The organism is Streptomyces sp. NPDC104761, assembly GCF_055583445.1.
Map to the genome: position 1 here is coordinate 26,309 of NZ_JBVJNZ010000012.1, position 23,580 is coordinate 49,888.

Below are 23,580 nucleotides of genomic sequence, written 5' to 3' on the forward strand. Positions count from 1 at the left end.
TGTCATGCACGCGCCTCCGCGGTCGCCTTCTGCGCTGTCAGTTCCCGGGCCCGGATCCGCGCCCAGGTCTCCGCTTCGAGTACGTCCGGCACGGTGAGCGAAGTTCCCGTACGGGGGGTGCCGTGTTCCTCGACCACCCGGGTCACGGTCTCCATGATGCCGTTGAAGGGCAGCAGACCGGTCCGGAAGGCCTCGACACACTCCTCGTTGGCCGCATTGAACACCGCCGGCGCGGTGCCCGCGAGCTCTCCGACGTGCCGGGCCAGGTTCACGGACGGGAAGGCCTGGTTGTCCAGCGGGAAGAACTCCCAGGTGGAGGCCTTGCTCCAGTCGAAGGCGGGTGCCGCGTCGGGGACCCGTTCGGGCCAGCCGAGACCGATGGCGATCGGCCCCCGCATGTCGGGGGGCGTCGCCTGCGCGATCGTGGATCCGTCCGTGAACTCGACCATCGAGTGGACATACGACTGCGGGTGGACGACCACCTCAATGCGGTCGAAGGGAATGTCGTAGAGGAGGTGCGCCTCGATGACTTCCAGCCCCTTGTTGACCAGGGTGGCGGAGTTGATGGTGATGACCGGTCCCATCGCCCAGGTGGGGTGGGCGAGCGCGTCCTCGACGGTGACGTGCGCCAGGTCGGCCTTGGTGCGGCCGCGGAAGGGGCCACCGGAGGCGGTCACGACCAGTTTCCGGACGTCGGCCCTCGTCCCCGCGGCCAGCGACTGGAAGAGCGCCGCGTGCTCGGAGTCGACCGGGATGATCTGGCCGGGCTTGGCGAGCGCCTTGACCAGCGGGCCGCCGACGATCAGCGACTCCTTGTTGGCGAGCGCGAGGGTGCGGCCCGCTTCCAGGGCGGCGAGCGTGGGCGCGAGGCCGATGGAGCCGGTGATGCCGTTGAGGACCGTGTGGCAGTCGGAGGCGGCGACGTGGGTGGCCGCGTCGGGACCGGCGAGGATCTCGGGGAGCGGTTCGCCGGGGCCGTAGCACGCCGTGAGCGCCTCGCGCAGGGCCGGTACGACGTCCTCGCGGGCGACCGCGACGGTGCGCACCCGCAGCCGGTGCGCCTGCTCGGCGAGGAGGGCGATCCGGCCGCCCTGGGCGGAGAGGGCGGTGACCCGGAAGCGGTCGGGGTTGCGCAGGACGAGGTCGATGGCCTGGGTGCCGATCGATCCGGTGGAGCCGAGGATCACCACGTCCTTCGGGCCGTCGCCCACGAGCGGGTCGTACACGAGGTGCGGGTCGGCGAGGGGTGCCGGACTGGCGGGACTGTCGGTCATCCCCCCATTGTGGCCGCATCCGGGGGCCGGGAGGACAGCGCGTCCCCTTCACGGGCGTGCAGTACTGTATATACACAAGGCTCGGCTTGATATACGAGGAGTGTCGCCATGGCCAAGACTCTGATCGACATCGACGAGGAACTGCTGGCGCAGGCGGCCATAGCGTTCGGGACCAAGACGAAGAAGGACACCGTGACCGCGGCCCTGAAAGAAGGCGTCGAACGTAAGAAGCGCGCCCTCGCACTGGCCCGGCTGGCCGCGCAGGCCGACGCGGGCGACTTCGACATCCTTCTGGACAAGGCGAACTATCGGCGATGAACACGGCCAAATACCTCATCGACACAAGCGCCCTCGTCCGGGTCCTCAAGCAGCCGACCCTCGCCCACTGGGAGAGTCCCCTGGCAGAGGGTCTCGTCGCCCGATGCCCGGTGACCGAGATCGAGTTCCTCTACAGCGCCAGGAACGCCGAGAACCGCGTGCAGATGGTCGAGGACATGGACGCCCTGTTCTGCTGGACACCCCTGGACGACCGCGCGCTGACGCGCGCATGGCGCGTCCAGGAGGAGCTGACCGCCAAGGGCCGGCACCGCTCGGCGGGGACGGTGGACCTCCTCGTCGCCGCCACCGCCGAGATACAAGGCCTCACGGTGCTGCACTACGACAACGACTTCGAGACCATCGCGTCGGTCACCGGCCAGCCCACCCAGTGGCTGATGCCACCGGGCAGCCTGTAGCCGACGCGGCCGTCCTCACCCGAACGGGCGGCGGACGTTGTCCCGCTGGGACGGACCCGGGGTCGCGTCCGCGATCCACGGGCCCTCGCCCGACGGGTCGACGATGCCCTGCTCCAGCCATTCGAAGGAACCGCCGAGCACGGCCTTGACGACCTTGCGGTCCAGGTCGTCGGTGTTCGACCAGAGGCGGGTGAACAGCTCGTCGACGCGGATGCGGGCCTGCCGGCAGAACGCGTCGGCGAGCAGGTAGGCCTCGCGGCCGTGGTCGCCCTGGCGGCGCAGCAGTTCGGCCCGTACGCAGGCCGCGCTCATCGCGAACAGCTCGGCGCCGATGTCCACGACCCGGCCCAGGAAGCCCTGCTTGGTCTCCATCCGGCCCTGCCAGCGGGACATGGCGTAGAAGGTGGAGCGGGCCAGCTTGCGGGCGTGCCGTTCGACGTAGCGCAGGTGCGGGGCGAGGTCCACGCCGTGCTTGAAGTCTCCGTACGACGTGGGCAGCTGGCCGGGTCCCGCGACCAGCTTCGGCAGCCACTTGGCGTAGAAGACGCCCGCGTTGGCGCCCGCCTTCGCCTTGTCCTGGAGGGACTTGTCGGGGTCGATGAGGTCGCCGGCGACCGAGAGGTGGGCGTCGACGGCCTCGCGGGCGATCAGCAGGTGCATGATCTCCGTGGAGCCCTCGAAGATGCGGTTGATGCGCAGGTCGCGCAGGAGCTGCTCGGCGGGGACGGCGCGTTCGCCGCGGGCCGCCAGCGACTCGGCCGTCTCGAAGCCGCGGCCGCCGCGGATCTGGACCAGTTCGTCGGCCATCAGGCAGGCCATCTCGGAGCCGTAGAGCTTGGCGAGGGCGGCCTCGATGCGGATGTCGTTGCGGTTCTCGTCGGCCATCTGGGAGGACAGGTCGACGACCGCCTCCAGGGCGAAGGTGGTGGCCGCGATGAAGCTGATCTTGGAGCCGACCGCCTCGTGGAGCGCGACCGGCTTGCCCCACTGCTCGCGGGCCGCCGACCACTCACGGGCGATCTTCAGGCACCACTTTCCGGCGCCCACGCACATCGCGGGGAGCGAGAGCCGCCCGGTGTTGAGGGTGGTGAGGGCGATCTTGAGGCCCGCGCCCTCGGCGCCGATGCGGTTGGCGGCCGGGACCCGGACCTGGTGGAAGCGGGTGACGCCGTTCTCGATGCCGCGCAGGCCCATGAAGGCGTTGCGGTTCTCGACGGTGATGCCGGGTGAGTCGGCCTCGACGACGAAGGCCGTGATGCCGCCCTTGCTGTCCTCGGTCCTCGGCACGCGGGCCATGACGACCAGGAGGTCGGCGACCACGCCGTTGGTGGTCCAGAGCTTCACGCCGTCGAGGACGTAGTCGTCCCCGTCCGGGACGGCGGTGGTGGCCAGGCGTGCCGGGTCCGAGCCGACGTCCGGTTCGGTGAGCAGGAACGCCGAGATGTCGGTGCGGGCGCAGCGCGGCAGGAAGGCGTCCTTCTGCTGCTGGGTGCCGAAGATCTTCAGCGGCTGCGGGACGCCGATCGACTGGTGGGCGGAGAGCAGCGCGCCGACCGCGGGGTTCGCGGAGCCGACCAGGGAGAGGGCCCGGTTGTAGTAGACCTGCGTGAGGCCGAGGCCGCCGTACTTGGTGTCGATCTTCATGCCGAGGGCGCCGAGTTCCTTGAGGCCGGCGATCACCTCGTCGGGGATGCGCGCCTCACGCTCGATGAGCGCCGAGTCGATCTTCGTCTCGCAGAACTCGCGCAGCCGGGCCAGGAACTCCTCGCCGCGCTGCACGTCCTCGTCCGCCGGGAGCGGATGCGGGTGGATGAGGTCGAGCCGGAAGCGCCCGAGGAACAGTTCCTTGGCGAAACTGGGCTTGCGCCAGTCCTGTTCCCGGGCGGCCTCCGCCACCTGGCGGGCCTCCCGCTCGGTGACGGTGGGTTTCTTGGTGGTGGGGGCGGACATTGCGGCTCACCTCGCCACGAAAGGGGTTGTTGGGACCGTTCGTTACCGACCAGTGCTACTGGATCGTTGGTACCCGAATCGGGCCCTGCCTACCAGCCCTCGCGGTCCGATCGGCTGACGCGGTGACCGCCCCGGCGCGTTTCTCGGCCGATGCCGACGGTGTACGACGGGTACGACGTGTACGACGCCCCCAGGAGGTGGTGGAGCCCGCTGCGGAGGCGTCCTGGACGCTCTGGGGGCCGGTGCCCCCGCCGTGACCCCAGAGGCTGTCGTTGAGGTCATACTTGCCGAGCGTGACGGCGTCGAAGGCGGTGCACTCGCGCTCGGGCCACCGGCCTGCGCCACCGTGACGCCCGCGGCGGGGTGAGCGCGACCGGGGCGGCGAGCAGCGTCTCCGCCGACCCGTTCGTGGCCGCCACCCCTCGAAAGGCTGCCGAGCCGCCCGGGCAAATCGCTGTCGAAGCGCTTCGACAACCTATGGACACCCACCCGCACTGAAGCTACTGTCGAACCACCCTCACTCGCCACCCGTCAGCAATGCGCGCTGTCGAAGCGCTTCACAAACCTTGGAGAGCTGGATGGTCACCCTCGCCGAGGTCGCCCAGCACGCCGGAGTCTCGGCGAGCACGGTGAGCTATGTCCTCAGCGGCAAGCGGTCCATCTCCGCCATCACCCGGCAGCGGGTCGAGCAGAGCATCCGCGAGCTGGGCTACCACCCGAACGCGGGCGCCCGCGCCCTGGCCAGCAGCCGGTCGAACATCATCGCGCTGATGATCCCGCTGCGTACGGACATGTACGTGCCGGTGATGATGGAGATCGCGATCGCGGTGGCCACCACGGCCCGCGCGCACGGCTACGACGTCCTGCTGCTCACCGGCGAGGAGGGTCCGGACGCGGTGCGCCGGGTCACCGGCAGCGGGCTCGCCGACGCCATGATCCTGATGGACGTGGAGCTGGAGGACGAGCGGCTGCCGCTGCTGCGGCAGACCGACCGGCCCTCCGTGCTCATCGGCCTGCCCGCCTCCACCTCCGGGCTGACCTGTGTCGATCTCGACTTCGGGGCGACCGGCGCGCTGTGCGTGGAGCACCTCGCGAAGCTCGGTCACCGTGACATCGCTGTCATCGGCGAGGCCCCGGCCGTCTACGAACGGCACACCGGCTTCGCCGAGCGCACCCTGGACGGACTGCGGTCCCGGGCCCGGGAGCTGGGCCTGAGGGTGCTGCACCGGCCGTGCGAGGGCGGGTACGACGCGATGGCCGCCACGCTGGCCCGGATCTTCGACGAGCGCCCGGGCACCACGGGCCTGGTCGTCCAGAACGAGTCCGCGGTGGAGCCGCTGCTCGCGCTGCTGCGCCAGCAGGGCCGGGCCGTGCCGGAGGACGTGTCCGTGGTCGCGATCTGCCCGGACCAGGTCGCCGTCCAGGCCTCGGTCCGGCTGACCTCGGTCGCCATCCCCGCCCAGGAGATGGGCCGGTACGCCGTGGAGCACCTGGTCGCCAAGCTCGACGGCCGGGGCAGCGAAGAAGTCGTGCTGATCGCACCCGAGTTGACGGTACGGGCGAGCACGGGACCGGCCCCGGCCGGGTCCTGACCCCTTTGCAGTGCCCCGCCCTTGCGGGGGCACCCCTCTGTCTGCACTCCTTCAGGAGCACGTGACATGAATCAGTCTGCCCGAATCCAGTCCGCGGACGACCAGCCCAAGGTCAGCCTCGCGCAGTCCTCCCCCACCGTCGGCACGTTCCGGGAGCGGGACGGTGCCCTGGAGTGGAGCGGCCGTCAGGAGACGCTGCGCATCGAGCCGTGGGGGCCGGACGCGGTCCGGGTGCGCGCCCGGCTCGGCGGGCCGGTCCTCGAAGGACTGCCCGGCGCCCTGCTCGACGCGCCCCCCGCCACCGGTTCGGCCGTCAAGATCAGCGACGGGGAGGGGCAGTTGACGGTCGGCGCACTGACCGTCGAGGTGTCCGCCGAGGGCCTGGTCCGCTTCCTGCGCAGCGACGACCACTCGGAGGTACTGGCCGAGGAGCGCGCCCACTTCTGGTGGCCCGGCTCCCGCCTCTACACCGCGGTCGGCAACGGCCACCACCGCCTGGAGCAGCGGTTCGCCGCCTACGAGGGCGAGAAGCTGTTCGGCCTGGGCCAGCACCAGCACGGGCGCCTGGACCAGAAGGGCCTGGTCCTGGACCTGGTCCAGCGCAACGCCGAGGTCTCGATCCCGGTGCTGGTCTCCAGCCGCGGCTACACCCTGCTCTGGAACAACCCGGCGATCGGCCGCGTGGAACTGGCCGGCAACGGCACCCGCTGGGTGGCCGACTCGGCCCGCCAGCTCGACTACTGGATCACCGTCGGCACCCCGGCCGACGGGCAGCGCACCTACAGCGCGGTGACCGGCCGTTCGCCGATGCTGCCGGAGTGGGCGGCGGGCTTCTGGCAGTGCAAGCTGCGCTACCGCACCCAGGACGAACTCCTCGCCGTGGCCCGGGAGTACAAGCGCCGCGGACTGCCCATCTCCGCGATCGTCTGCGACTTCTTCCACTGGACCCACCTCGGCGAGTGGAAGTTCGACCTCAAGGAGTGGCCGGACCCCGCCGCGATGGTCCGCGAACTCGACGCGCTCGGCATCAAGCTGGTGGTGAGCGTCTGGCCGTCGGTGTCCCCGCTGAGCGAGAACCACCCGGTGATGGAGCAGCGCGGCTACTTCATCGGCACCCAGTACGGCCCGACGGCCCACGCCGACTGGCCGGACAAGGAGGTGGCGTCGACCGTCCAGGTCGCCTTCTACGACGCCACCAACCCGGAGGCCCGGGACTTCGTGTGGTCGAGGGTCAAGGAGAACTACCTGGACCCCTACGGCATCACGGCGTTCTGGCTGGACGCCTGCGAGCCCGAGCTGAAGCCGGGCTTCCAGGAGAACCTGCGCTACTGGGCGGGCCCGGGCCTCGAGGTCGGCAACAGCTACCCCGCCGAGAACTCCCGGACCTTCTACGAGGGGCTGCGGGCCGAGGGCGAGGAGGTCGTCACCCTCAACCGTTCGGCGTGGGCGGGCAGTCAGCGGTACGGGGCCGCGCTGTGGTCCGGCGACATCGGCACCGACTTCACGACGCTGCGCCACCAGATCGCGGCCGGCCTCAACACCGCGCTCTCCGGGATCCCCTGGTGGAACACCGACATCGGCGGCTTCCACGGCGGCGACCCGGACGACCCGGCGTACCGCGAGGTGATGGTCCGCTGGTTCCAGTTCGGCGCGCTCTCCCCGCTGATGCGCCTGCACGGCTTCCGCGACCCGGGCATGCCGCTGGGCCCGGACATGACCGGCGGCCCGAACGAGGTCTGGTCCTACGGCCCGGAGGCGGGCGCGATCCTGGAGAAGTACCTGCGGCTGCGCGAGCGTCTGAAGCCGTACGTCCTGCGGGTCATGCGGGAGGCCCACGAGGAGGGGCTGCCGGTGCTGCGGCCGCTGTTCCTGGAGTTCCCCGGGGACCAGGCGGCCTGGACGGTGGACGACGCGTACCTCTTCGGGCGCGACCTGCTGGTGGCGCCGGTGCTGACGGCGGGCGCCACGGTCCGCACGACGTATCTCCCGGCGGGCGCCCGGTGGACGGACGCGTGGACGGGCGAGCCGTACGAGGGCGGTACGGCGGTGACGGTGGACGCGCCGCTGGACCGTATCCCGCTGTTCCTGCGCGACGGGGCACACCTCCCGGTCACGGAGTAGTCCGGCCGGATCGCGACGCCCTTCGTTACCGGCCGGTTAATGTCTCAACTCGGCCGTGCGGATGGGCAGTTGGAGAGGGTAGTCAGTATCCCCGCCGACTGTCCCCCCACGAAGGGTTCCGCTGCCGTGGCCTTGGACCCGCTCCCCCTCACGCTCACCAACCTGCTGCTGCGCCCCGGCTTCCGGGGCCGTCGCGCTCCCGACCGGGCCTTCGACCGGCTGCTGGCGGCGGCCGGGCCCGCGGAGGGCGACGAAAACTTCACCGCCGACTTCCGCCACCTGCTGCGATGTTGGGCGGCAGCCGACCGTCTGACCCCGGTCGGCTGGCTGTCCGCGCGCGGGCACGTCGGCCGGCACCTGGCCAACCGCGCCCGGATCCGCCGGCTGCTCGCCGCGCACCCCGAGATCGAGCGGGAGCCCGTCGAGCGCCCGGTGTTCGTGGTGGGCCTGCCCCGCACCGCCACCACGCTCACCCACGGCATCCTCTCCCTGTCCGCGGAGCACCGCTGCCCGCTGCTGTGGGAGTTGCTGACCCCCGGCCTGGACGACGACCCCGCGCAACACGAGAGGGCGATCACGACCGCCCGTCGCCTGGTCGACGGCATCAACCTCTTCGCCCCGGGCTTCCGGCACATCCACAACCTGCGCCCCGAGGGCCCGGAGGAGTGCACCTTCGCGCTGCCGCACACGGTGATGCCGCTGTCCCAGGCGGTGATCCCCGAGTACCTGCCCTGGCACGAGACGCGTGACTTCGGCGCCGACTACCGCTACCTCAAGCAGATCTACCAGGTCCTCCAGTACGGCCGCCCGCGCCGCCGCTGGGTGCTGAAGTCGCCGCTGCACCTGGAGAACCTGGACGCGCTGCGGACGGTCTTCCCGGACGCCACGATCGTGTGGACGCACCGCGATCCGGCCACCGCCGTGGCCTCCTTCTGCAGCCTGGTCGAGCACGGCATGGCGGTGAACACCCGCCCCCTCGACCTGCACTGGATCGGCGCCACCTGGCTGGAACTGCTGGCCCGCTCGGCCCGCCGCGGGCTCGCCGCCCGCGCCGGCATCCCCCGCGAGTCCCTCGTCGACGTGCCGTACTCCTGGCTGGGCGCCGACCCGGCCGCGGGCGCCCCGAAGCTCTACGCGGCCGTCGGCGCGCGCTGGACCGAGGCCGACGCGGCTCGCCTCCCGGCCGTCGCCGCGCGCCCCAGGGGGACCCGCGTGCACAGCTACGACCTGGCCCGCTACGGCCTGACCCGCGCGGACGTCGACACCGCCTTCGCGGACTACAACGCGCTGCGCGCCGAGGCCGACCGGGCGTGAGGGCGCACGGGGCGGCCCCGCCGGCGGCGGGGCCGCCCGTGGCTCAGCTGCTGCTGACGCTCTCGCTGTTGACGGTGAAGTCCAGCCCGCCGGACGAGGACGTGATCTCGAAGCCGAACTGCACGTCACCGATGGTGACGTTGCCGAACCAGCCCTTGGTGTCCTTGATCCACTTCAGGATCGGCAGGATGTCGACCGTGCCGGAGGTGGAGTTGGAGTTGCGGACGAACGAATAGACGTTGTTCGAGCCGTTGTTGCCCTTGTAGACGGTCCAGGTGCTGCCGCCCAGCGTGAGTGTGCCCTGCGAGGTGCCGAGCGGGCCGACGGCGCCGGTCTTGTTGACCCAGAGCATGATCTCGTTGGCGTAGCCGGTGTCCCAGATGTCGTACGACGTGTTGTACGCGCCGGACGACGGGACGGTCACGTTGTAGCTGCTGGTGAGCGACCCGAGAGAGGTGATCGTCTTGTTGATCACCTTCTTGGCGTTGGGGTAGGACTTGATGCCGCCGGTGTTGGGGTGGTTGGCGTTGACACCCCAGTTGGTGCCGGAGTTGGCCCAGATGCACTGGGCGCCGGCGCCGGAGCCCCAGATGTTGTTGTAGAGGGTGTAGCCGTTCAGCGTGGTGGTGCCCCACTGGTCGCAGGAGCTCCAGACGGCGGCCGAGGCGGGGGCCGTGGCGAGGCCGACGGTGGCGCCGAGGGCGAGCGCGGGGGCGATCAGGGCGGTGACGGCCCTGCCGAGCGTACGTGGTGCCATGGTGTCCCTTCCATGGGTGGGGGGAGGTGCGGGTGGCTACCACGTCCCCAGGGTGAGGACGTGGTCTTCTCCGGCGACGAGGTCGAGCGGCCGACGGCCGGAGGAAGTCCACAGGTCGACGCGGAGCGTCCGGTGCGGCTTCAGGACGGCCCGCGCGCCGACGGGGGTCCAGGAGAGGTCCAGTTCGGCGCCGAAGCGGGTCCGGATGCCGCTCAGGCAGCCCTGGCGCAGGGCCGCCGGGGGCGCGGGAAGCAGGACGAGCCGGTCCGGCGTCGACTGGACGAGGGCCTCGACGAGCACGGCGGGCAGGGTGTGCGCGGCGTCGGCGTTGTAGACGTCGCGGTGCGGGTAGTGGGCGCTCATCAGGGACGCGTGGAAGAAGTCGCCGGCCAGGACCCGGCCGAGGGCGGCGCCGACCCGCTCGCCGTCGCGCAGGCGGGCCGCGACGAGCGCGTGGTGGAGGTGGCCGTGCGCCGAGTCGTTCTCGGCGCCGCGCAGTTCGAGGGCGCGGTGGGCGGCGGCCGCGAGCTCCGGGGTGTCGTAGGGGGTGATCTCGTCGAGCGGCCAGACGCCGTAGAGGTGGCTGAGGTGGCGGTGGTCGTAGGTGTCCTCGAGACCGGGCCAGGCCCATTCGGCCAGCGCGCCGTCGGCGTTGGTCCGGTGCGGGGGCAGCCGGTCGGCGAGGGCGCGCCAGCGGTCGGCGTCCGGGCCCGGGTGGTAGTCGGCCGCGGTGCGCAGGGCGTGCCGGGCGGCGGACAGGTCCATCGCCGCGTTGACCGCGCCCCAGCTCGCGTTCGCGGGCCGGTTCTCGGGCGAGTAGGAGGGGACGATCACGAGGTGGCCGTCGGCGTCGGTCCGGGTGAGGAAGTCCTCGTAGAACCGGGCGACTTCGGCCAGCGCCGCCGCCGTCCGGGGATCGCGCCCGCCGCGGATCTCGTCGTGGTCGACGAGCGGCTTGAGCAGCCAGTCCGCGCCGGCCGTCCACAGGTGCAGGGGGTATTCGCGGCTGAAATGGTAGGCAAGACCGGACTCGCCGTCGCTGTGCGCGGGCGCCACCGCGCCCCGGGCGCCGAAGACCGCGCGGGCGTTCTCCCGCCAGTCGCCGAGCTGGCGCTGGACCAGTGCGGCGCAGGCCTGTGTGACTTCGGGCAGGGCGGCCGCCGCCGCCGAGGCCGTCTGGAGGTTGACGTTGGCGTCGTTGGTGAACGCCCCCGACCAGGCCGTGTCCCAGTCGCCGGTCCACAGGCCGGTCAGGCGGGGCGGGTTGAGGCCGGACGCGGAGAGCAGGTGGTAGCGGCCTGCGGCGAAGAGGCGCTCCAGGAGGGCCGCTTCGGCCGGCTTCGTGAGCAGCTCGGACCCTGGCAGCGCGCGTTCGGCCGGGTCGGCGGCCAGGTCGAGGGTGACGCGGGCGTAGGCGGTGCGGTGCGGGCCGAGGTGGCGGGCGAGCAGCGCGTCGTACGACTCCTGGTCGGCGAGCAGGTCGCTCAGTGCGCGGGCCTCGGCGGTCACGTCGAGGTCGCCGGTGTGGCGGCGGACCCGGGTGAGGAGCAGGACGGACGCGGCGCCGGTGACGCGGACGCCCGGCGGGACGAGTGCGGTGCTGCCGCCGGTGACGGCGGCCAGGGTGACGCCCGTGTAGGCACGGTCGCTGCCGGGGTAGCGGGCGCGGAGGCTGAGCAGGGCACCCTCGGCCGTGCGCAGCGCGCCGTGCCCGACGCCCAGGCCGGCCGGGGCGCCGGGGAGCCGGTGGTCGAGGGCGATGTCGAGGGCGGCGGCGCCGGTGACCTGCTGCACGATCACGTCGTCCGCGCGGGAGACGAAGACCCGGATGGTCCAGTCGGCCGCGGTGGCGGTGACCTCGCCGGTGGTGAAGTCGACGGAGCGGCGGTAGCCGTCGGACCGGCCGTGCGGCCTGCGCAGCCGGATCTGGAAGGCGGGGTGGAAGGGCTGCACCCACTGGAGCGGACGGCCGTCGGTGAAGCTCTCCGCGGCGGCCTTCTCCCCCGCGAGCAGCCTGTCCTGCACGGCGGCGAGTTCGGCCGCCAGGCGGGGTGGGCGGGCGTGTTCGCCGCCGTTCGGGCGGACGAGGGTGTGATGGGTGACGATGACACGGTCGTCGTTCGGATCGCCGAACACGAGGGCGCCGTGGCGGCCGTTGCCGCTCAGGAAGGCGTCCTCCCAGCGGGCGGCGGGTGCGGGCTCCCAGGTGCCGTGGACGGGCCCGGTGGCGGTGTTGACGCGGGTGTCCGCGCCGGCGGCGGTCATGGCTTGAGCACCGCCACTCCGTAGCGGCCGAGGACGGTCTCGCCGGTGACGGTCGTACCGGTCAGCAGGTCTCGATGTGTTCCCATGAGGGAGATCTTCGCCTCCTCACGCCCGTGGTTGAAAAGGAACACCAGCTCACCCCGGCGGACCGCCTCCACGCCCGCGGGCAGTCCGTCGAGCACGGGGCGCACCCCGGCGTCCGCCGCGATCCGGCCGAGCAGCCCGCGCAGCGCCTCCGGCTCCGGGAGTGTGGAGACGTACCAGGCGCGCCCGTTGCGCAGCACGGCCGGCAGCCCGTCGAGTTCACCGCCCCGGTACGGCACGGTTTCGGAGACTCCGGGCACGGCCTCGATCTCCTCCGACCACAGGGTCCCCCGGAAGCCCTCGCACGCGACGGTCTCCCCCGCGTCCAGCGGCCACCACTCGTGCAGGGTGCGGATGCCGAAGAGCTCGCGCAGCCGGGCGTCCATGCCGCCGGGGCGGATCCGGTCGTCCTCGTCGGCGACGCCGGTCAGGAAGCCGCTGACCAGGGTGCCGCCGCCGCGGACGTAGGCAAGGAGATTGCCGATCGCGGTGTCGGAGAGGAGGTAGAGCTGCGGGACGACGACCAGCCGGTAGGAGGACAGGTCGTGTTCGGGGTGGGCGAAGTCGGTGGTGAGGTTCGACTCCCACAGGGCCCGGTGCCAGGCGTGCAGGACGTCGGGGAGGTCCACCTCGGCGGAGAGCCGGCCCTCGTGGGCGCCGGCCCACCAGGAGTGCCAGTCGTGAAGGATCGCGATGTCGGCGTGCAGGTGACGTCCGGTCACCTCGTCGGCGATCGCGGACAGCTCGGCGCCGAGCTGCTTGACCTCCTGGAACGTGCGGCCCTCCGCACCCGCGTGGCTGACCATCCCTGAGTGGAACTTCTCGGCGCCCTGTCTCGACTGCCGCCACTGGAAGTAGCAGACGGCGTCCGCGCCGCGGGCCACGGCCTGCAGGGACCACTGGCGGTTGAGGCCGCGGGGCTTGGGGTGGTTCACCCCGCGCCAGTTGACCGGCCCGGCGGCCTGCTCCATGAGCATCCAGGGACCGCGCGCCTGGGAGCGGGTGAGGTCGTGCACGAGCGCGCCGTGCTGTGCGCCGAGCGGGTCGCGCGGGTCCGGGTAGAGGTCGACGGAGACGACGTCCTCCTCGTCCGCCCAGCGCCAGGCGTCCTGGCCGGTCCAGAGCGGCATGAAGTTGGTGGTCACCGGGATGTGCGGGGTGTGCCGGGCGACGATGTCCCGTTCGGCCCGGTAGCACTCCAGGAGCATGTCGGAGGTGAAGCGGCGGAAGTCCAGCACCTGGGTGGGGTTCTTCAGGTAGTGGGCGTGGCGCGGGGGGAGGATGCCTTCCCAGGTGTCGTAGCCCTGGCTCCAGAACGCCGTGCCCCATGCGGTGTTGAGGGCGTCGAGGGTGCCGTAGCGTGCGCGCAGCCAGCGGCGGAAGGCGGCGGCGGCCTCGTCGCCATGGTCGAAGGTGCAGTACTCGTTGTTGATGTGCCACATCGTGAGGGCGGGGTGGCCGCCGTAGCGGGCGGCGAGGTCCTCCGTGATGGCGGCTGCGTACCGGCGGTAGGCGGCGCTGGAGTGCGAGAAGTGCTGGCGGCCGCCCCACCACTCGGTGCGGCCGTCGGCGTCCCGGGGCAGGGTCTCCGGGTGCAGCCGGCCCAGCCACGGCGGCGGCGACGCGGTGGGGGTGGCGAGGACGACGCCGATGCCGTGGTCGTGCATCAGGTCCATGAGCCGGTCCAGCCAGCCGAAGTCCCGCTCCCCCGGCCGCGGTTCGAGCCGTGCCCAGGAGAAGACGCCCATGGTCACGGAGTTGACGCCGGCCGCCGTCATCAGGCGGACGTCCTCCTGCCAGGTCTCCTCGGGCCACTGCTCGGGGTTGTAGTCGCCGCCGAAGAGGATGCGGCCGCGGGTGGCGTCACAGAGGCCCGGCGGCTTCCGTCCGGTGGTCAACGGCTCCCGTCCGGTGGTCAACGGCTTCCGTTCGGGGGGCAACGGCTTCCGTCCGGCGGTCATCGGACGGGGTCCCCGTACTGGATGCCGCGCCCGTTGGTGGCCAGGTAGACCCGGCCGTAGACGCGCGGGTCGCCGGTGACGGCCTGCCCGGTCCAGCCCCACTGGTGCCGATCGTCGTTGATGCGGACCCAGGACCCGGCCTCGTCGTCGGAGCGGTGGACGGCCGTGCTGGACTCCGTGGAGCCGACCAGGTAGATCGCCGGGTAGCCGGCCCCGTCGGCGGCCTTCCCGAAGCCGAGGGTGTACGCGGCCCGGCAGCTGGCCACCTTGGCGAAGGTGGCACCCCCGTCGATGGACCGGTACAGCCCGTTCCACTTGACGCCGAGCCACAGGTCGCCGGACCTGCCGGGCGCCGCGACCAGCTGGAACTGACTGTCCCCGGAGGGCAGCCCAGTGGCACGCGCCGTGAACGAAAGGCCACTGTCAGTGCTGGCTTGTAGCGTTCCTGTGTCGGTGTCGTACGCGTAGAAGAGCGTCGGGTCGGCCGGGTCGGCGACCGGCGTGGCGCCCTTCGGGAAGGAGGAGATCTCGGTCCAGGTGGCGCCGTTGTCGTCCGACCGGTGGGCGGGGTACTTGGTCCCGTCCCAGTGCACGAAGGACCACAGCAGCACGCTGCCGTCGGCGTTGGCGGCGATCGGCCCCGGTGCGTCGTGGGCGAGGGAGGGCTGCGCGGCGAAGGGCGCCCAGGTCCGGCCCCCGTCGTCCGAGAAGGCGCCGTTGCCGTTGTCGCCCCAGCCGGCCCGGACCACGTACGCCGGCCTGCCCGCGGCCTGCGCGAGCCCCGTCGCCGACCCGAACACGGGGTTCGTGGCCATACCGCGGGACGGGGACGCGGTGAGCCGCTCGTGGTACAGGACGCCGATGTCCCCCGAGCCGCTCAGCAGGTGTGCCTCCCCGACCGGGGGCGACACCAGCTGAAGCACCGACGTCTCCTCCAGGCCGCGGACCTGCGGGGCCCAGTGGACGAGGTCGCGGCTGCCGTAGAGGGTGGCGCCGGTGCCGTAGACGACGTGCTCCGAGTCGTACGGGTCGACGGCGACGGCCTGGATCCACCACCCGAACTTGGGCTCGGCGCCTCCCCACTTCAGGAAAGGAGTCTCGGACACGTCGAAGACGGCTGATTCCTTGAGGGACGTCCAGGTACGGCCGCCGTCGGTGGTCCGGTAGAGGGTGTCCACGGCCGTCCACCGGTTGTTCGTCGAGACGACGACGGTGCCGGGCCGACGGGCGTCGACGGCGACCCCGCCGTAGCCGAACGTGTCGCCGCCGCCGGGTGCGACGGGCGTGACCTCGGTCCACTTGCCGGTGCCGGTGGCGAGCTTGTGCACGCTGCCGTCCGCCTGGCCGTTGGGGCCGGGGGCGTCGGCGTACGTCACGTACAGCTCGCGGGCGTGGCGGTCGTAGGCGGCGCGGACCGGGATCCTGGCGGAGGTGCCGGTGGGCCTGCCGGGTACCGCCTTCCACGTGGCCCCGTCGGTGGTGCGGTACAGACTGACGGCGGCCGCGCTGCCGTCGCCGTCCGCCCAGCCCGCGTAGACGGCACGGCCCGCGGCGACGAGGAGACTCACGCCCTGACCGGAGGCGGAGGGAGTGGCGGGGAAGCCGTCGTCCTGCGCCCAGGACGCGCCCCGGTCCGTCGACTTGAGCAGCCCGTCGTGTCTCGTCCCCAGCCAGAGCGTGTCGCTGTCCCGCGGGTCGACGAGGAGGCGTTCGCCCATGCCCCGGCCGTCCTCGTTGGCGCCGAGTTTCACGGCGAGGTCGGTGCGGGCCCAGGTGGTGCCGCGGTCGTCCGAGCGCAGGACCGCGCCGTTGCCGGCCCAGGACTGGGCGTAGGTGCCGAGGGCGAGGTAGAGCCGGTCGGGGTGGGCAGGGTCGATGGCCATCGCCTCCACGCCGAGGAGGTTCCAGTCGTCCCAGCCGAGGTGGTCGGTGAGGGGGGTCCAGCGGGCGGTGCGGGCGTCCCAGCGGTAGGCGCCGCCGATGTCGGTGCGGGCGTAGGCGAGGCCGGGGGTGGTGGGGTGGAAGAGGACGCCGGTGACGAATCCGGTGCCGCCGATGACCGCGTTGCGCCAGCGGTAGGCCTGCGGCTGGGGCTCGGCCGCCTGGGCGGTGGCGGTGAGCGTCGGGAGAGCGGTGAGGGCGGTTGTTGCTGCCGTACCGGCGAGAACGGTTCTGCGGCTCAGGGTGGGCATGGGGAAACCTTCGGTGAGCGTGGGTTGGGTGGGTGGTCCGGGGCTGGGGCCGGGGGGTGGGGACGCTTCCCGGAGCTTGCCGAGTGCCGCTGCGCCCACCCGTGCCGCCCCAGCGGCACGACTGCCCGCAGCTGAGAAGCGGCACGCGGCTGCGGCTGCGGCTGCGGGATGGTGCGAGCCCACGGCCGGGAGATGGTGCGAGCGCCCGGCTGTGTGGGACACGGTTGGGCAGCGCCCCGTAAGGGGCGCTGGGGGTGCCCCCGGCCGAAGGCTGGAGGAGGAACTGCGCGATCGGCCACGACGCACCCGCAGTCGCCGGCGCTCCCCGCCACCCCCTTCAGAAGGCGAAGTCGGCTACCCCTTCACCGCCCCCGTCAGCATCCCCTTCTTGAAGTGCTTCTGGACGAACGGAGACAGGACCGCGACCGGCAGCAGTGCCATCACCATCACCGCCATCTGCACGGCGAGTCCGGACAGTTCGCCCGTCTTGATCGCCTGTCCCAGGCCCACCGGGGCCTGCTGCTTCTGGACCAGCTGGATCATGACGTTCTGCAGCGGCATCTTGTCCTGGTCGTTGAGGTACAGGGACGCGTTGAACCAGGCGCTCCAGTACCCGACCGCGTAGAACAGGGTGATGACGGCCAGCACCGCCCGGGACAGCGGCATCACGATCTGCCACAGGATCCGGAAGTCGCCGGCGCCGTCGATGCGCGCGCTGTCGGTCAGTTCCTGCGAGATGCCCATGAAGAACCCGCGCAGGACGAGGATGTTGAAGACGCTCACCGCGCTCGGGAGGATCAGCGCGAGGTAGCTGTCGGTGAGACCCAGGGACTGCACCAGCAGATAGGTGGGGATCAGGCCGGCGCTGAAGAACATCGTCGCCAGCAGCAGCATCAGGAACCAGCGGTGGCCGAGCGAGCCGATGCGCGACAGGCCATAGGCGCACAGGACCGACACGGTCATCGAGAACAGCGTGCCGACGAGGGTGATCAGGACGGAGATGACCGTGGCCCGGGTGACCTGGCCGCCGCTCAGCAGTTCCCGGTAGGCGACGAAGGTGATGCCCTTGGGGATCATCACGAGGCCGCCCGCCTCGTCGATGGTCTTCCGGGAGGACAGGCTGGTGACGACCACGATCCAGAGCGGGAAAAGGACGGCGAGGCAGGCCAGGGTCAGGACCAGGCCCTTGCCGGCGACACCGGCCCTGCTCGGCTCCTCCTCCCAGACCGGGCGGGGCGGCGCGGCCCACCGGGACGGCGGCCGTTCCCGGACGGGAGGCTTGTCGGCGACGGCGGTCATTTCTTGTACACCCCCTGCTCGCCCATGAGATGGGCCACCTTGTTGGCGGCGAGGACCAGTCCGAGGCTGACCACGCCCTTGATGAGGCCCGCGGCGGCCGCGTAGCCGAAGTCCTGGTTGCGGACGCCGTTCCACCACACGAAGGTGTCGAGGACCTCCGAGGCCCCCGGTCCCACGGCGTCGCGTTGCAGGAGGATCTGCTCGAAGCCGACCGTCAGCGCGTCACCGACCCGCAGGACCAGCAGGAGTGCGATGACGGGGCGCAGGGCGGGGAGCGTGACGTGCCAGGTGCGGCGCAGGCGGCCCGCACCGTCCATCGCGGCGGCCTCGTAGAGGTCCGGGCTCACGGACGCCAGCGCCGCCAGGAAGACGATGATCCCCCAGCCCGCGTCCTTCCAGACGCTCTCCGCGGTGACCAGGAACTTGAAGGTCGACGGGTCGGTCATGATGTCCAGGCCGTCGTAGCCGTGCTGCCGCAGCAGCTGCGAGAGCACGCCCGCGCCGCCGAAGATCTGCTGGAAGACGGAGATGACCAGCACCCAGGAGAAGAAGTGCGGGAGGTACAGCACCGCCTGGGCGATCGCCCGTACCCGCGGCCGGACCACGCTGTTGATGAGCAGTGCGAGGGCGATCGGGATCGGGAAGAACAGTACGAGCTGCAGGAAGAACAGCACCAGGGTGTTCTTCACCGCGTTCCAGAAGGCGGAGTCGGCGAAGATCTGCTGGAAGTTCTCCAGGCCCACCCACGCGCTGTGCAGCATGGAGACGACGCCGTTGTCGCTGACGTACGGGTCGTAGTCCTGGAAGGCGACGATGTTGCCGAGGATCGGCAGGTAGTTGAAGACCAGGAGCAGCAGGACCGCGGGCAGGGTCATCAGGATCAGGGCGCGGTCGCGTCTGAACCTGAGGCGCAGGCCGAGCTTCCCGGCGTTCGCCTTCTCGGGGGTTGCGGTGGCGCCCCCGGGTGCCACCGGGGTCCGCCCCGTACCGTCGTCGTCTGCCTCGGCCCTGCTGCGAGGCACCGTGCTGTGGGACACGGCCGTTCTCCCTTGCCTCGGTGCCGGTCAGCTCGCCGCGGAGCCGTTGTCGTCGAGCAGCTTCTGGTACCAGTCGCGCAGCTTGTCGCCGCCCTTGCTCTTCCACTCGGCGACGGCCTGCTGCATGTCGCTGATCTTCTTGCGGCCGCGGGTGATGTCGTCCTCCAGCGTCTCGAAGTCGTCCATGAGGTTGGTGTAGCGGGACGGCTCGGTGATCATCTGGCCGAAGAAGCTGGACTTCCTGGTGAAGGAGCCCATCCGCTGCTGCCACTCGACCTGCGCCTTGGCGACGTCGGGGAAGTCCGGGTGGGCGATGGTGGCCGCGGGGCTCGCGATCATGACGTAGGCGTTGATGACCTCGTTGTTGCCGCGGGTGGTCTTGGTGGGCACGCCGTCCTTGACGGTGTAGTGGGTGCCCTCGACGCCGTAGTTGGTGGCCATGTACTCCTTGGTGCCGTACGGCGCGGCGGTGGTGTTGGCGACGGCCAGCACGTCGTGGATCACGGACGCGGGGGCCTTCTTGTTGACGAAGGCGAAGATGCCGGCCGGCTGTTCGGCCCAGACCTGCGGGTTGCCGCCGTCGTGGCCGTAGACGTCCATGCCCCAGATCTTGAAGTCCGGGTTCTGGGTGGCCTGTTCGGCGGTGCGGCTCCACCACTGGCTGATGTCGTTGGGGTAGATGAGGAACTCGCCGGCCGCGAACTTGGGGCCCGGGTCGGGGGCGTTCTTGCCGAGCTTGGCGTCGGGGTGGACGACCCCGGCGGCGAAGAGCTTGCGGGTCCACTCCAGCGCTTCGAGGTACTCGTCGGTCTCGATGCGGTTGACCAGCTTGCCGTCGACGAGGTTCCAGCCGAGCGGCTTCTCGCTGCCGGACAGCACGCTGAACATCTGCCAGGCGGTCCACTTCATGTCCAGGCAGGCCCAGCGCTTGGCCTTGGCGTTGGTGATCTCCTTGGCGAGGGACAGGAACTCGGCCGCCGAGCGCGGGACCTCGTAGCCCTCCTTGTCGAAGATGTCCTTGCGGTAGAGGGGCACGATGTTGGTGACGTACGAGGCCGGCATCGGCAGACCGCGCAGCTTCCCGCCGAAGATGCAGCGCCGCCAGGCATCGGTCGGGATGGCGGCGAGGTTCGGGTAGTCCTTGACCTTGTCGCCCGACAGGTACGGGCCGAGGTCGGCGAACTTGCTGATGATGGCGGTGGGTATCTTGCCGCCCATGTTCCAGTTCGGGATGACGACGACGTCCGGTACGTCGCTGGAGGCGAGGACCGCGCCGAGTTTCTGGTCGTAGGTGTTGCCGTCCTGGTTCTGCCACTCGACGTCGACGCCGATCATGTCGTTCATCGCGTGGTAGTAGGGGTTGTCCTGCTTGGGCGGGGAGCCCCAGAACGGCGACATGACGGTGACCTTGCCGCCCTTGCCGAGCTTCTTCGGCACCGAGGTCTTCAGGGTCGCCAGGTCGAGCTTGCTGGTGAAGCCGATCGACGAGCCGTTCTTCGACGGGATGTCCGGGGTCACCACGTTGTTGGCGACGTAGGCCGGCAGCAGCTTCTGCGCGCCCTTGCCCGACGAGGAGCCCCCTCCCGACCCGCTGTCCGACGCCCCGCAGGCGGCGAGCAGCGGCATCCCGCCCGCCACCGCTGCGGTGGCGACTGCCGTGGAGGCGAGGAAACTTCTCCGGCTCGGCCCGGAGGGGGCGGAAGCGGCGTTCGGCGTCATTGCGTCAACCCTTCGTGGCGCACCAGGACACCCGGCGGTGGCCGTCGGCTGCGGTGTCTCGAGTGGAACTGGCTGAGCCGAAGCGATCCTCCGACCACGGTCGTGCGTCCCTGGGGCGGACGGGGCCGGTCGGCCAGCCGGTGGCCGCCAGTCGGCTGGTCGACGGGCGGGACGGTCGGCTAGTCGAAGCGCTTCGATGTTGCTGCGAGGTTAAGTGAACACCCGGGGGTGCACAAGGGCCGCTCCCAAGATTCCCCCGAGGTCTTGGGGATGACCGCTCCTTATGTGCCACTTGAATTTTCGGTGAGCGTCTCTTGACACCCGGCGGTGCGTCGAATGAGCATCGAAGCGCTTCGAAAGCTCCGCGTCGCTCCAGCGCAAGGGGAACCGCACGTGACCGCTCACCCGCCGCCCACGCCGCCTTTCCGTGATCCTCGCCTGCCGTTCGCGAAGCGCATCGACGATCTGCTGGCCCGGCTCACCCTGGACGAGAAGGTCTCCTTCCTCCACCAGTTCGCGCCCGCCGTGGAACGCCTCGGCATCGCCGCCTTCCGCACCGGCCAGGAGGCCCTGCACGGGGTGGCCTGGATGGGTCCGGCGACGGTGTTCCCGCAGGCGGTGGGCCTGGGCGCGAGCTGGAACACCGATCTCGTCCGGCGGGTCGGGGAGGCCGTGTCCAAGGAGGTCCGGGCGATGCGCGCCCGTGACGACCGGGTCGGCCTCAACGTCTGGGCGCCGACGGTGAACCTGCTGCGCCACCCGCTCTGGGGGCGCAACGAGGAGGGCTACTCCGAGGACCCGAAGCTGACCTCCGCCATCGCCACGGCCTACACCCGCGGTCTGCGCGGCGACCACCCCGTGTACTGGCGCACCGCGCCCGTCCTCAAGCACTGGCTGGCCCACAACAACGAGACGGACCGGGCCATCTCGTCCTCCTCGGTCCGCCCCCGGGTGCTGCACGAGTACGACCTGCGGGCCTTCAGGGAGACCGTGGAGGCGGGCGCGGTGGCCGGCGTGATGCCCGCGTACAACCTGGTCAACGGCCGCCCCAACCACGTCTCCCCGTACCTGCGCGAGCAGTTGCGCACCTGGACGGAGGAGGAGCTGCTGGTCTGCTCCGACGCCGGCGCGCCCAGCAACCTGGTCGACCACGAGCACTACTTCGCCACGCACGAGGAGGCGACCGCGGCCGCCCTGCTCGCCGGCGTCGACAGCTTCACCGACCATGGCACGGACAGCTCGCAGATCATCGCCCGGGTCGACGGGGCCCTCGCCCAGGGGCTGCTGACGGAGAAGGACATCGACACGGCGGTCCGCCGCCACCTCTCGGTCCGCTTCCGCCTCGGTGAGTTCGACCCGCACGACGATCCGCACGCGGGGACCGCCGAGTTCGACACCCCGGCCCACCGCGCCCTCGCCCAAGAGGCGGCCGAGCAGGCGGTGGTCCTGCTGAAGAACGACGGCGACCTGCTGCCGCTCGCACCCGACGCCCGGATCGCCGTGGTCGGTCTCCTCGCCGACGAGTGCAAACTCGACTGGTACAGCGGCACCCTGATCCACCGCTCCACTCCGCTGGAGGGCCTGTACGAGCGGTTCGGCGCGGAGCGCGTGGAGTTCGCGGAGGGGGTCGACCGGGTCCGGCTCCGGCTCGCGGACGGCGCCTTCCTGCACGTGCCGCCCGCCCCCGCGGCCGCCGACGAGGCACGCGGCGCGGCCGGCGCCCTGGACCCGGCACTGCTCGCGGGCCGCACCGACCTCCCGCCGCTGACCACCGACGCCACCGGCACCGAGTTCGCCCTGGCCGACTGGGGCGAGGGCGTCCTCACCCTCCGCGCCCCGGACGGCCGCTACCTCTCCGTCGCCGAGGACGGCTTCGTCCGCGCCGCCGCGGACCAGCCCGGCGGCTGGGTCGTCCAGGAGACGTTCCGCCTGGAACCCCACGAGAACGGTCACCTCCTCCGGCACCTCGGCACGGGTCGCCACGTCTCTGTCGCCGCCGACGGCGTGCAGGTTGCCGCCGAAAACCCCTCGATCCTCGAATTGATCATCGTCGAACGGGGTACGGACGCCGTCGCCAGGGTGGCCGCCGCGGCCGACGCGGTCCTGGTGGTCGCGGGCAACGACCCGCACATCAACGGCCGCGAGACCGAGGACCGTACGACCCTGGCCCTGCCCCCGCACCAGGAGCGCCTGCTGCGGGCCGCCCGTGCCGCGAACCCGCACACGGTGCTGGCGCTGGTGTCGTCCTACCCGTACGCGGTGGACGTGGCCCGGCTGCCCGCCGTGCTCTGGACGGCCCACGGCGGCCAGGCGGCCGGCACCGCGCTCGCCCGTGTCCTGGCCGGCGACGTCTCCCCCGCGGGCCGCCTCCCGCAGACCTGGTACGCCTGCGACGCCGACCTTCCCGGCCTGCTCGACTACGACGTGCTCGGCGCCCGCCAGACCTACCTCTACTTCGAGGGCACCCCGCTGTTCCCCTTCGGCCACGGCCTGTCCTACGCGTCCTTCCGCTACGCGGACCTGGCGACCGAGGTCGCGGAGGGGACGCTCCGGGTCTCCTTCACGGTCGCCAACACGGGCGACGTGCCGGCGGACGAGGTGGCCCAGCTCTACACCCGGGCCGCCGAGCCGTCGGCGGTCCGCCCGCGCCGCGAACTCCTGGCCCACCGCCGGCTCACCCTGGCACCCGGCGAACGAACCCTGCTGACCTTCGAAGTCCCGCTCTCCGCCTTCGGGTTCTGGGACGTGGCACGAGGCGGCCGGCGCCGCGAACCGGGCCCGTACGACCTCCTCGCCGGCGCGTCCAGCACCGACATCCGCCTCCGTACGACGGTGGTCCTCGACGGCGAGCCCGCGGCACCGCGGCCCGTCACCTCCGCGTCGGGTCTGGAACCGGCGGACTTCGACGAGCAGTCGGGCGTCGCGATCGTGGACCGCACCCGGACGGCGGGCGACGCGGTCACCCCGGCGGACGGCGGCACGGGCCACCTCGTCTACCGAAACTGCGACTTCGGCACCGGCTCGACGGAGGTCACGGTCACGGTCGCGGGCCGGGGCACCCTGGAACTCTCCCTCGACGGCGCCCCGCCCCTGGCCGCACTCACCCTCGACGAGCCGACCCGCGACGCCTACACCTACACCTCCCTCACGGCCCCCCTCACCGCCGACGACGTGCACGACCTCCACCTCGAACTGCGCGGCCCCCTACGGCTCGCGCACGTCGGCTTCTCCGGTTGAGGGTCCGGAACGGCCGACACGGACAGGGGCCCGGCACCGGAAGG

General features: G+C 71.6%; 15 protein-coding genes. 6 read left to right on the plus strand and 9 right to left on the minus strand.

The features are described 5' to 3' along the window. Window positions 1–2: 2 nt before the first annotated feature. Complete coding sequence (gene dxr, locus ACZ63F_RS29190; RefSeq protein ID WP_469715262.1) at window positions 3–1,274, minus strand: 1-deoxy-D-xylulose-5-phosphate reductoisomerase; 1,272 nt, start codon at window positions 1,272–1,274, stop codon at window positions 3–5. A 108-nt stretch (window positions 1,275–1,382) separates the two neighbouring features. Here dxr and ACZ63F_RS29195 point away from each other — a divergent pair, with 108 nt between their 5' ends. Continuing rightward, a complete protein-coding gene (locus ACZ63F_RS29195) occupies window positions 1,383–1,592 on the plus strand; it encodes a type II toxin-antitoxin system VapB family antitoxin (RefSeq protein WP_133027381.1) in 210 nt (69 codons plus the stop codon). Further along, window positions 1,589–2,008, plus strand: a complete 420-nt coding sequence (locus tag ACZ63F_RS29200; RefSeq protein ID WP_469715265.1) for a PIN domain-containing protein — start codon at window positions 1,589–1,591, stop codon at window positions 2,006–2,008. The genes ACZ63F_RS29195 and ACZ63F_RS29200 overlap by 4 nt, the downstream gene beginning before the upstream one ends. Before the next feature lie 15 nt (window positions 2,009–2,023). On the opposite strand, the gene ACZ63F_RS29205 is transcribed toward ACZ63F_RS29200, so the two are convergent. Continuing rightward, complete coding sequence (locus tag ACZ63F_RS29205) at window positions 2,024–3,958, minus strand: acyl-CoA dehydrogenase family protein (RefSeq protein ID WP_469715267.1); 1,935 nt, start codon at window positions 3,956–3,958, stop codon at window positions 2,024–2,026. A gap of 578 nt (window positions 3,959–4,536) precedes the next feature. Between ACZ63F_RS29205 and ACZ63F_RS29210 the strand changes: the two genes are divergently transcribed. From ACZ63F_RS29210 to ACZ63F_RS29220, 3 genes are all read left to right on the plus strand, one after another. Next, window positions 4,537–5,550 (plus strand): LacI family DNA-binding transcriptional regulator, encoded by a 1,014-nt coding sequence (locus ACZ63F_RS29210; protein ID WP_469715269.1) that lies wholly within the window; start codon window positions 4,537–4,539, stop codon window positions 5,548–5,550. Window positions 5,551–5,616: 66 nt separating this feature from the next. Then, the gene (locus ACZ63F_RS29215) at window positions 5,617–7,671 is read left to right on the plus strand and encodes a glycoside hydrolase family 31 protein (protein ID WP_469715271.1); all 2,055 of its coding nucleotides are present in this window, start codon (window positions 5,617–5,619) and stop codon (window positions 7,669–7,671) included. Between the two features lie 126 nt (window positions 7,672–7,797). Continuing rightward, window positions 7,798–8,985 carry a sulfotransferase family protein gene (locus ACZ63F_RS29220; protein WP_469715274.1) on the plus strand — a complete coding sequence of 396 codons (1,188 nt, stop codon included), beginning with the start codon at window positions 7,798–7,800 and terminating at the stop codon, window positions 8,983–8,985. A 43-nt stretch (window positions 8,986–9,028) separates the two neighbouring features. On the opposite strand, the gene ACZ63F_RS29225 is transcribed toward ACZ63F_RS29220, so the two are convergent. The 7 genes from ACZ63F_RS29225 to ACZ63F_RS29255 all read right to left on the minus strand — a co-directional run bounded on the left by ACZ63F_RS29225 (window position 9,029) and on the right by ACZ63F_RS29255 (window position 20,299). Continuing rightward, on the minus strand, window positions 9,029–9,742 hold the full coding sequence (locus ACZ63F_RS29225) for a glycoside hydrolase family 12 protein (RefSeq protein WP_469715276.1): 714 nt from the start codon (window positions 9,740–9,742) through the stop codon (window positions 9,029–9,031). Window positions 9,743–9,778: 36 nt separating this feature from the next. After that, window positions 9,779–12,007 (minus strand): glycosyl hydrolase family 95 catalytic domain-containing protein, encoded by a 2,229-nt coding sequence (locus ACZ63F_RS29230; protein ID WP_469715279.1) that lies wholly within the window; start codon window positions 12,005–12,007, stop codon window positions 9,779–9,781. Further along, the gene (locus tag ACZ63F_RS29235) at window positions 12,004–14,052 is read right to left on the minus strand and encodes a beta-galactosidase (RefSeq protein ID WP_469715281.1); all 2,049 of its coding nucleotides are present in this window, start codon (window positions 14,050–14,052) and stop codon (window positions 12,004–12,006) included. The genes ACZ63F_RS29230 and ACZ63F_RS29235 overlap by 4 nt, the downstream gene beginning before the upstream one ends. Next, entirely contained in the window at window positions 14,049–16,244 is a 2,196-nt protein-coding gene (locus tag ACZ63F_RS29240; protein WP_469715284.1) for a 1,4-beta-glucanase, read from the minus strand. The genes ACZ63F_RS29235 and ACZ63F_RS29240 overlap by 4 nt, the downstream gene beginning before the upstream one ends. Before the next feature lie 354 nt (window positions 16,245–16,598). Then, on the minus strand, window positions 16,599–17,543 hold the full coding sequence (locus tag ACZ63F_RS29245; RefSeq protein WP_469715286.1) for a carbohydrate ABC transporter permease: 945 nt from the start codon (window positions 17,541–17,543) through the stop codon (window positions 16,599–16,601). Next, a complete protein-coding gene (locus tag ACZ63F_RS29250) occupies window positions 17,540–18,580 on the minus strand; it encodes an ABC transporter permease (protein WP_469715288.1) in 1,041 nt (346 codons plus the stop codon). The genes ACZ63F_RS29245 and ACZ63F_RS29250 overlap by 4 nt, the downstream gene beginning before the upstream one ends. Before the next feature lie 27 nt (window positions 18,581–18,607). Further along, complete coding sequence (locus ACZ63F_RS29255; RefSeq protein ID WP_469715291.1) at window positions 18,608–20,299, minus strand: extracellular solute-binding protein; 1,692 nt, start codon at window positions 20,297–20,299, stop codon at window positions 18,608–18,610. Between the two features lie 393 nt (window positions 20,300–20,692). Between ACZ63F_RS29255 and ACZ63F_RS29260 the strand changes: the two genes are divergently transcribed. Continuing rightward, window positions 20,693–23,536 carry a glycoside hydrolase family 3 C-terminal domain-containing protein gene (locus ACZ63F_RS29260; RefSeq protein WP_469715293.1) on the plus strand — a complete coding sequence of 948 codons (2,844 nt, stop codon included), beginning with the start codon at window positions 20,693–20,695 and terminating at the stop codon, window positions 23,534–23,536. The last annotated feature ends 44 nt before the right edge of the window (window positions 23,537–23,580 follow it).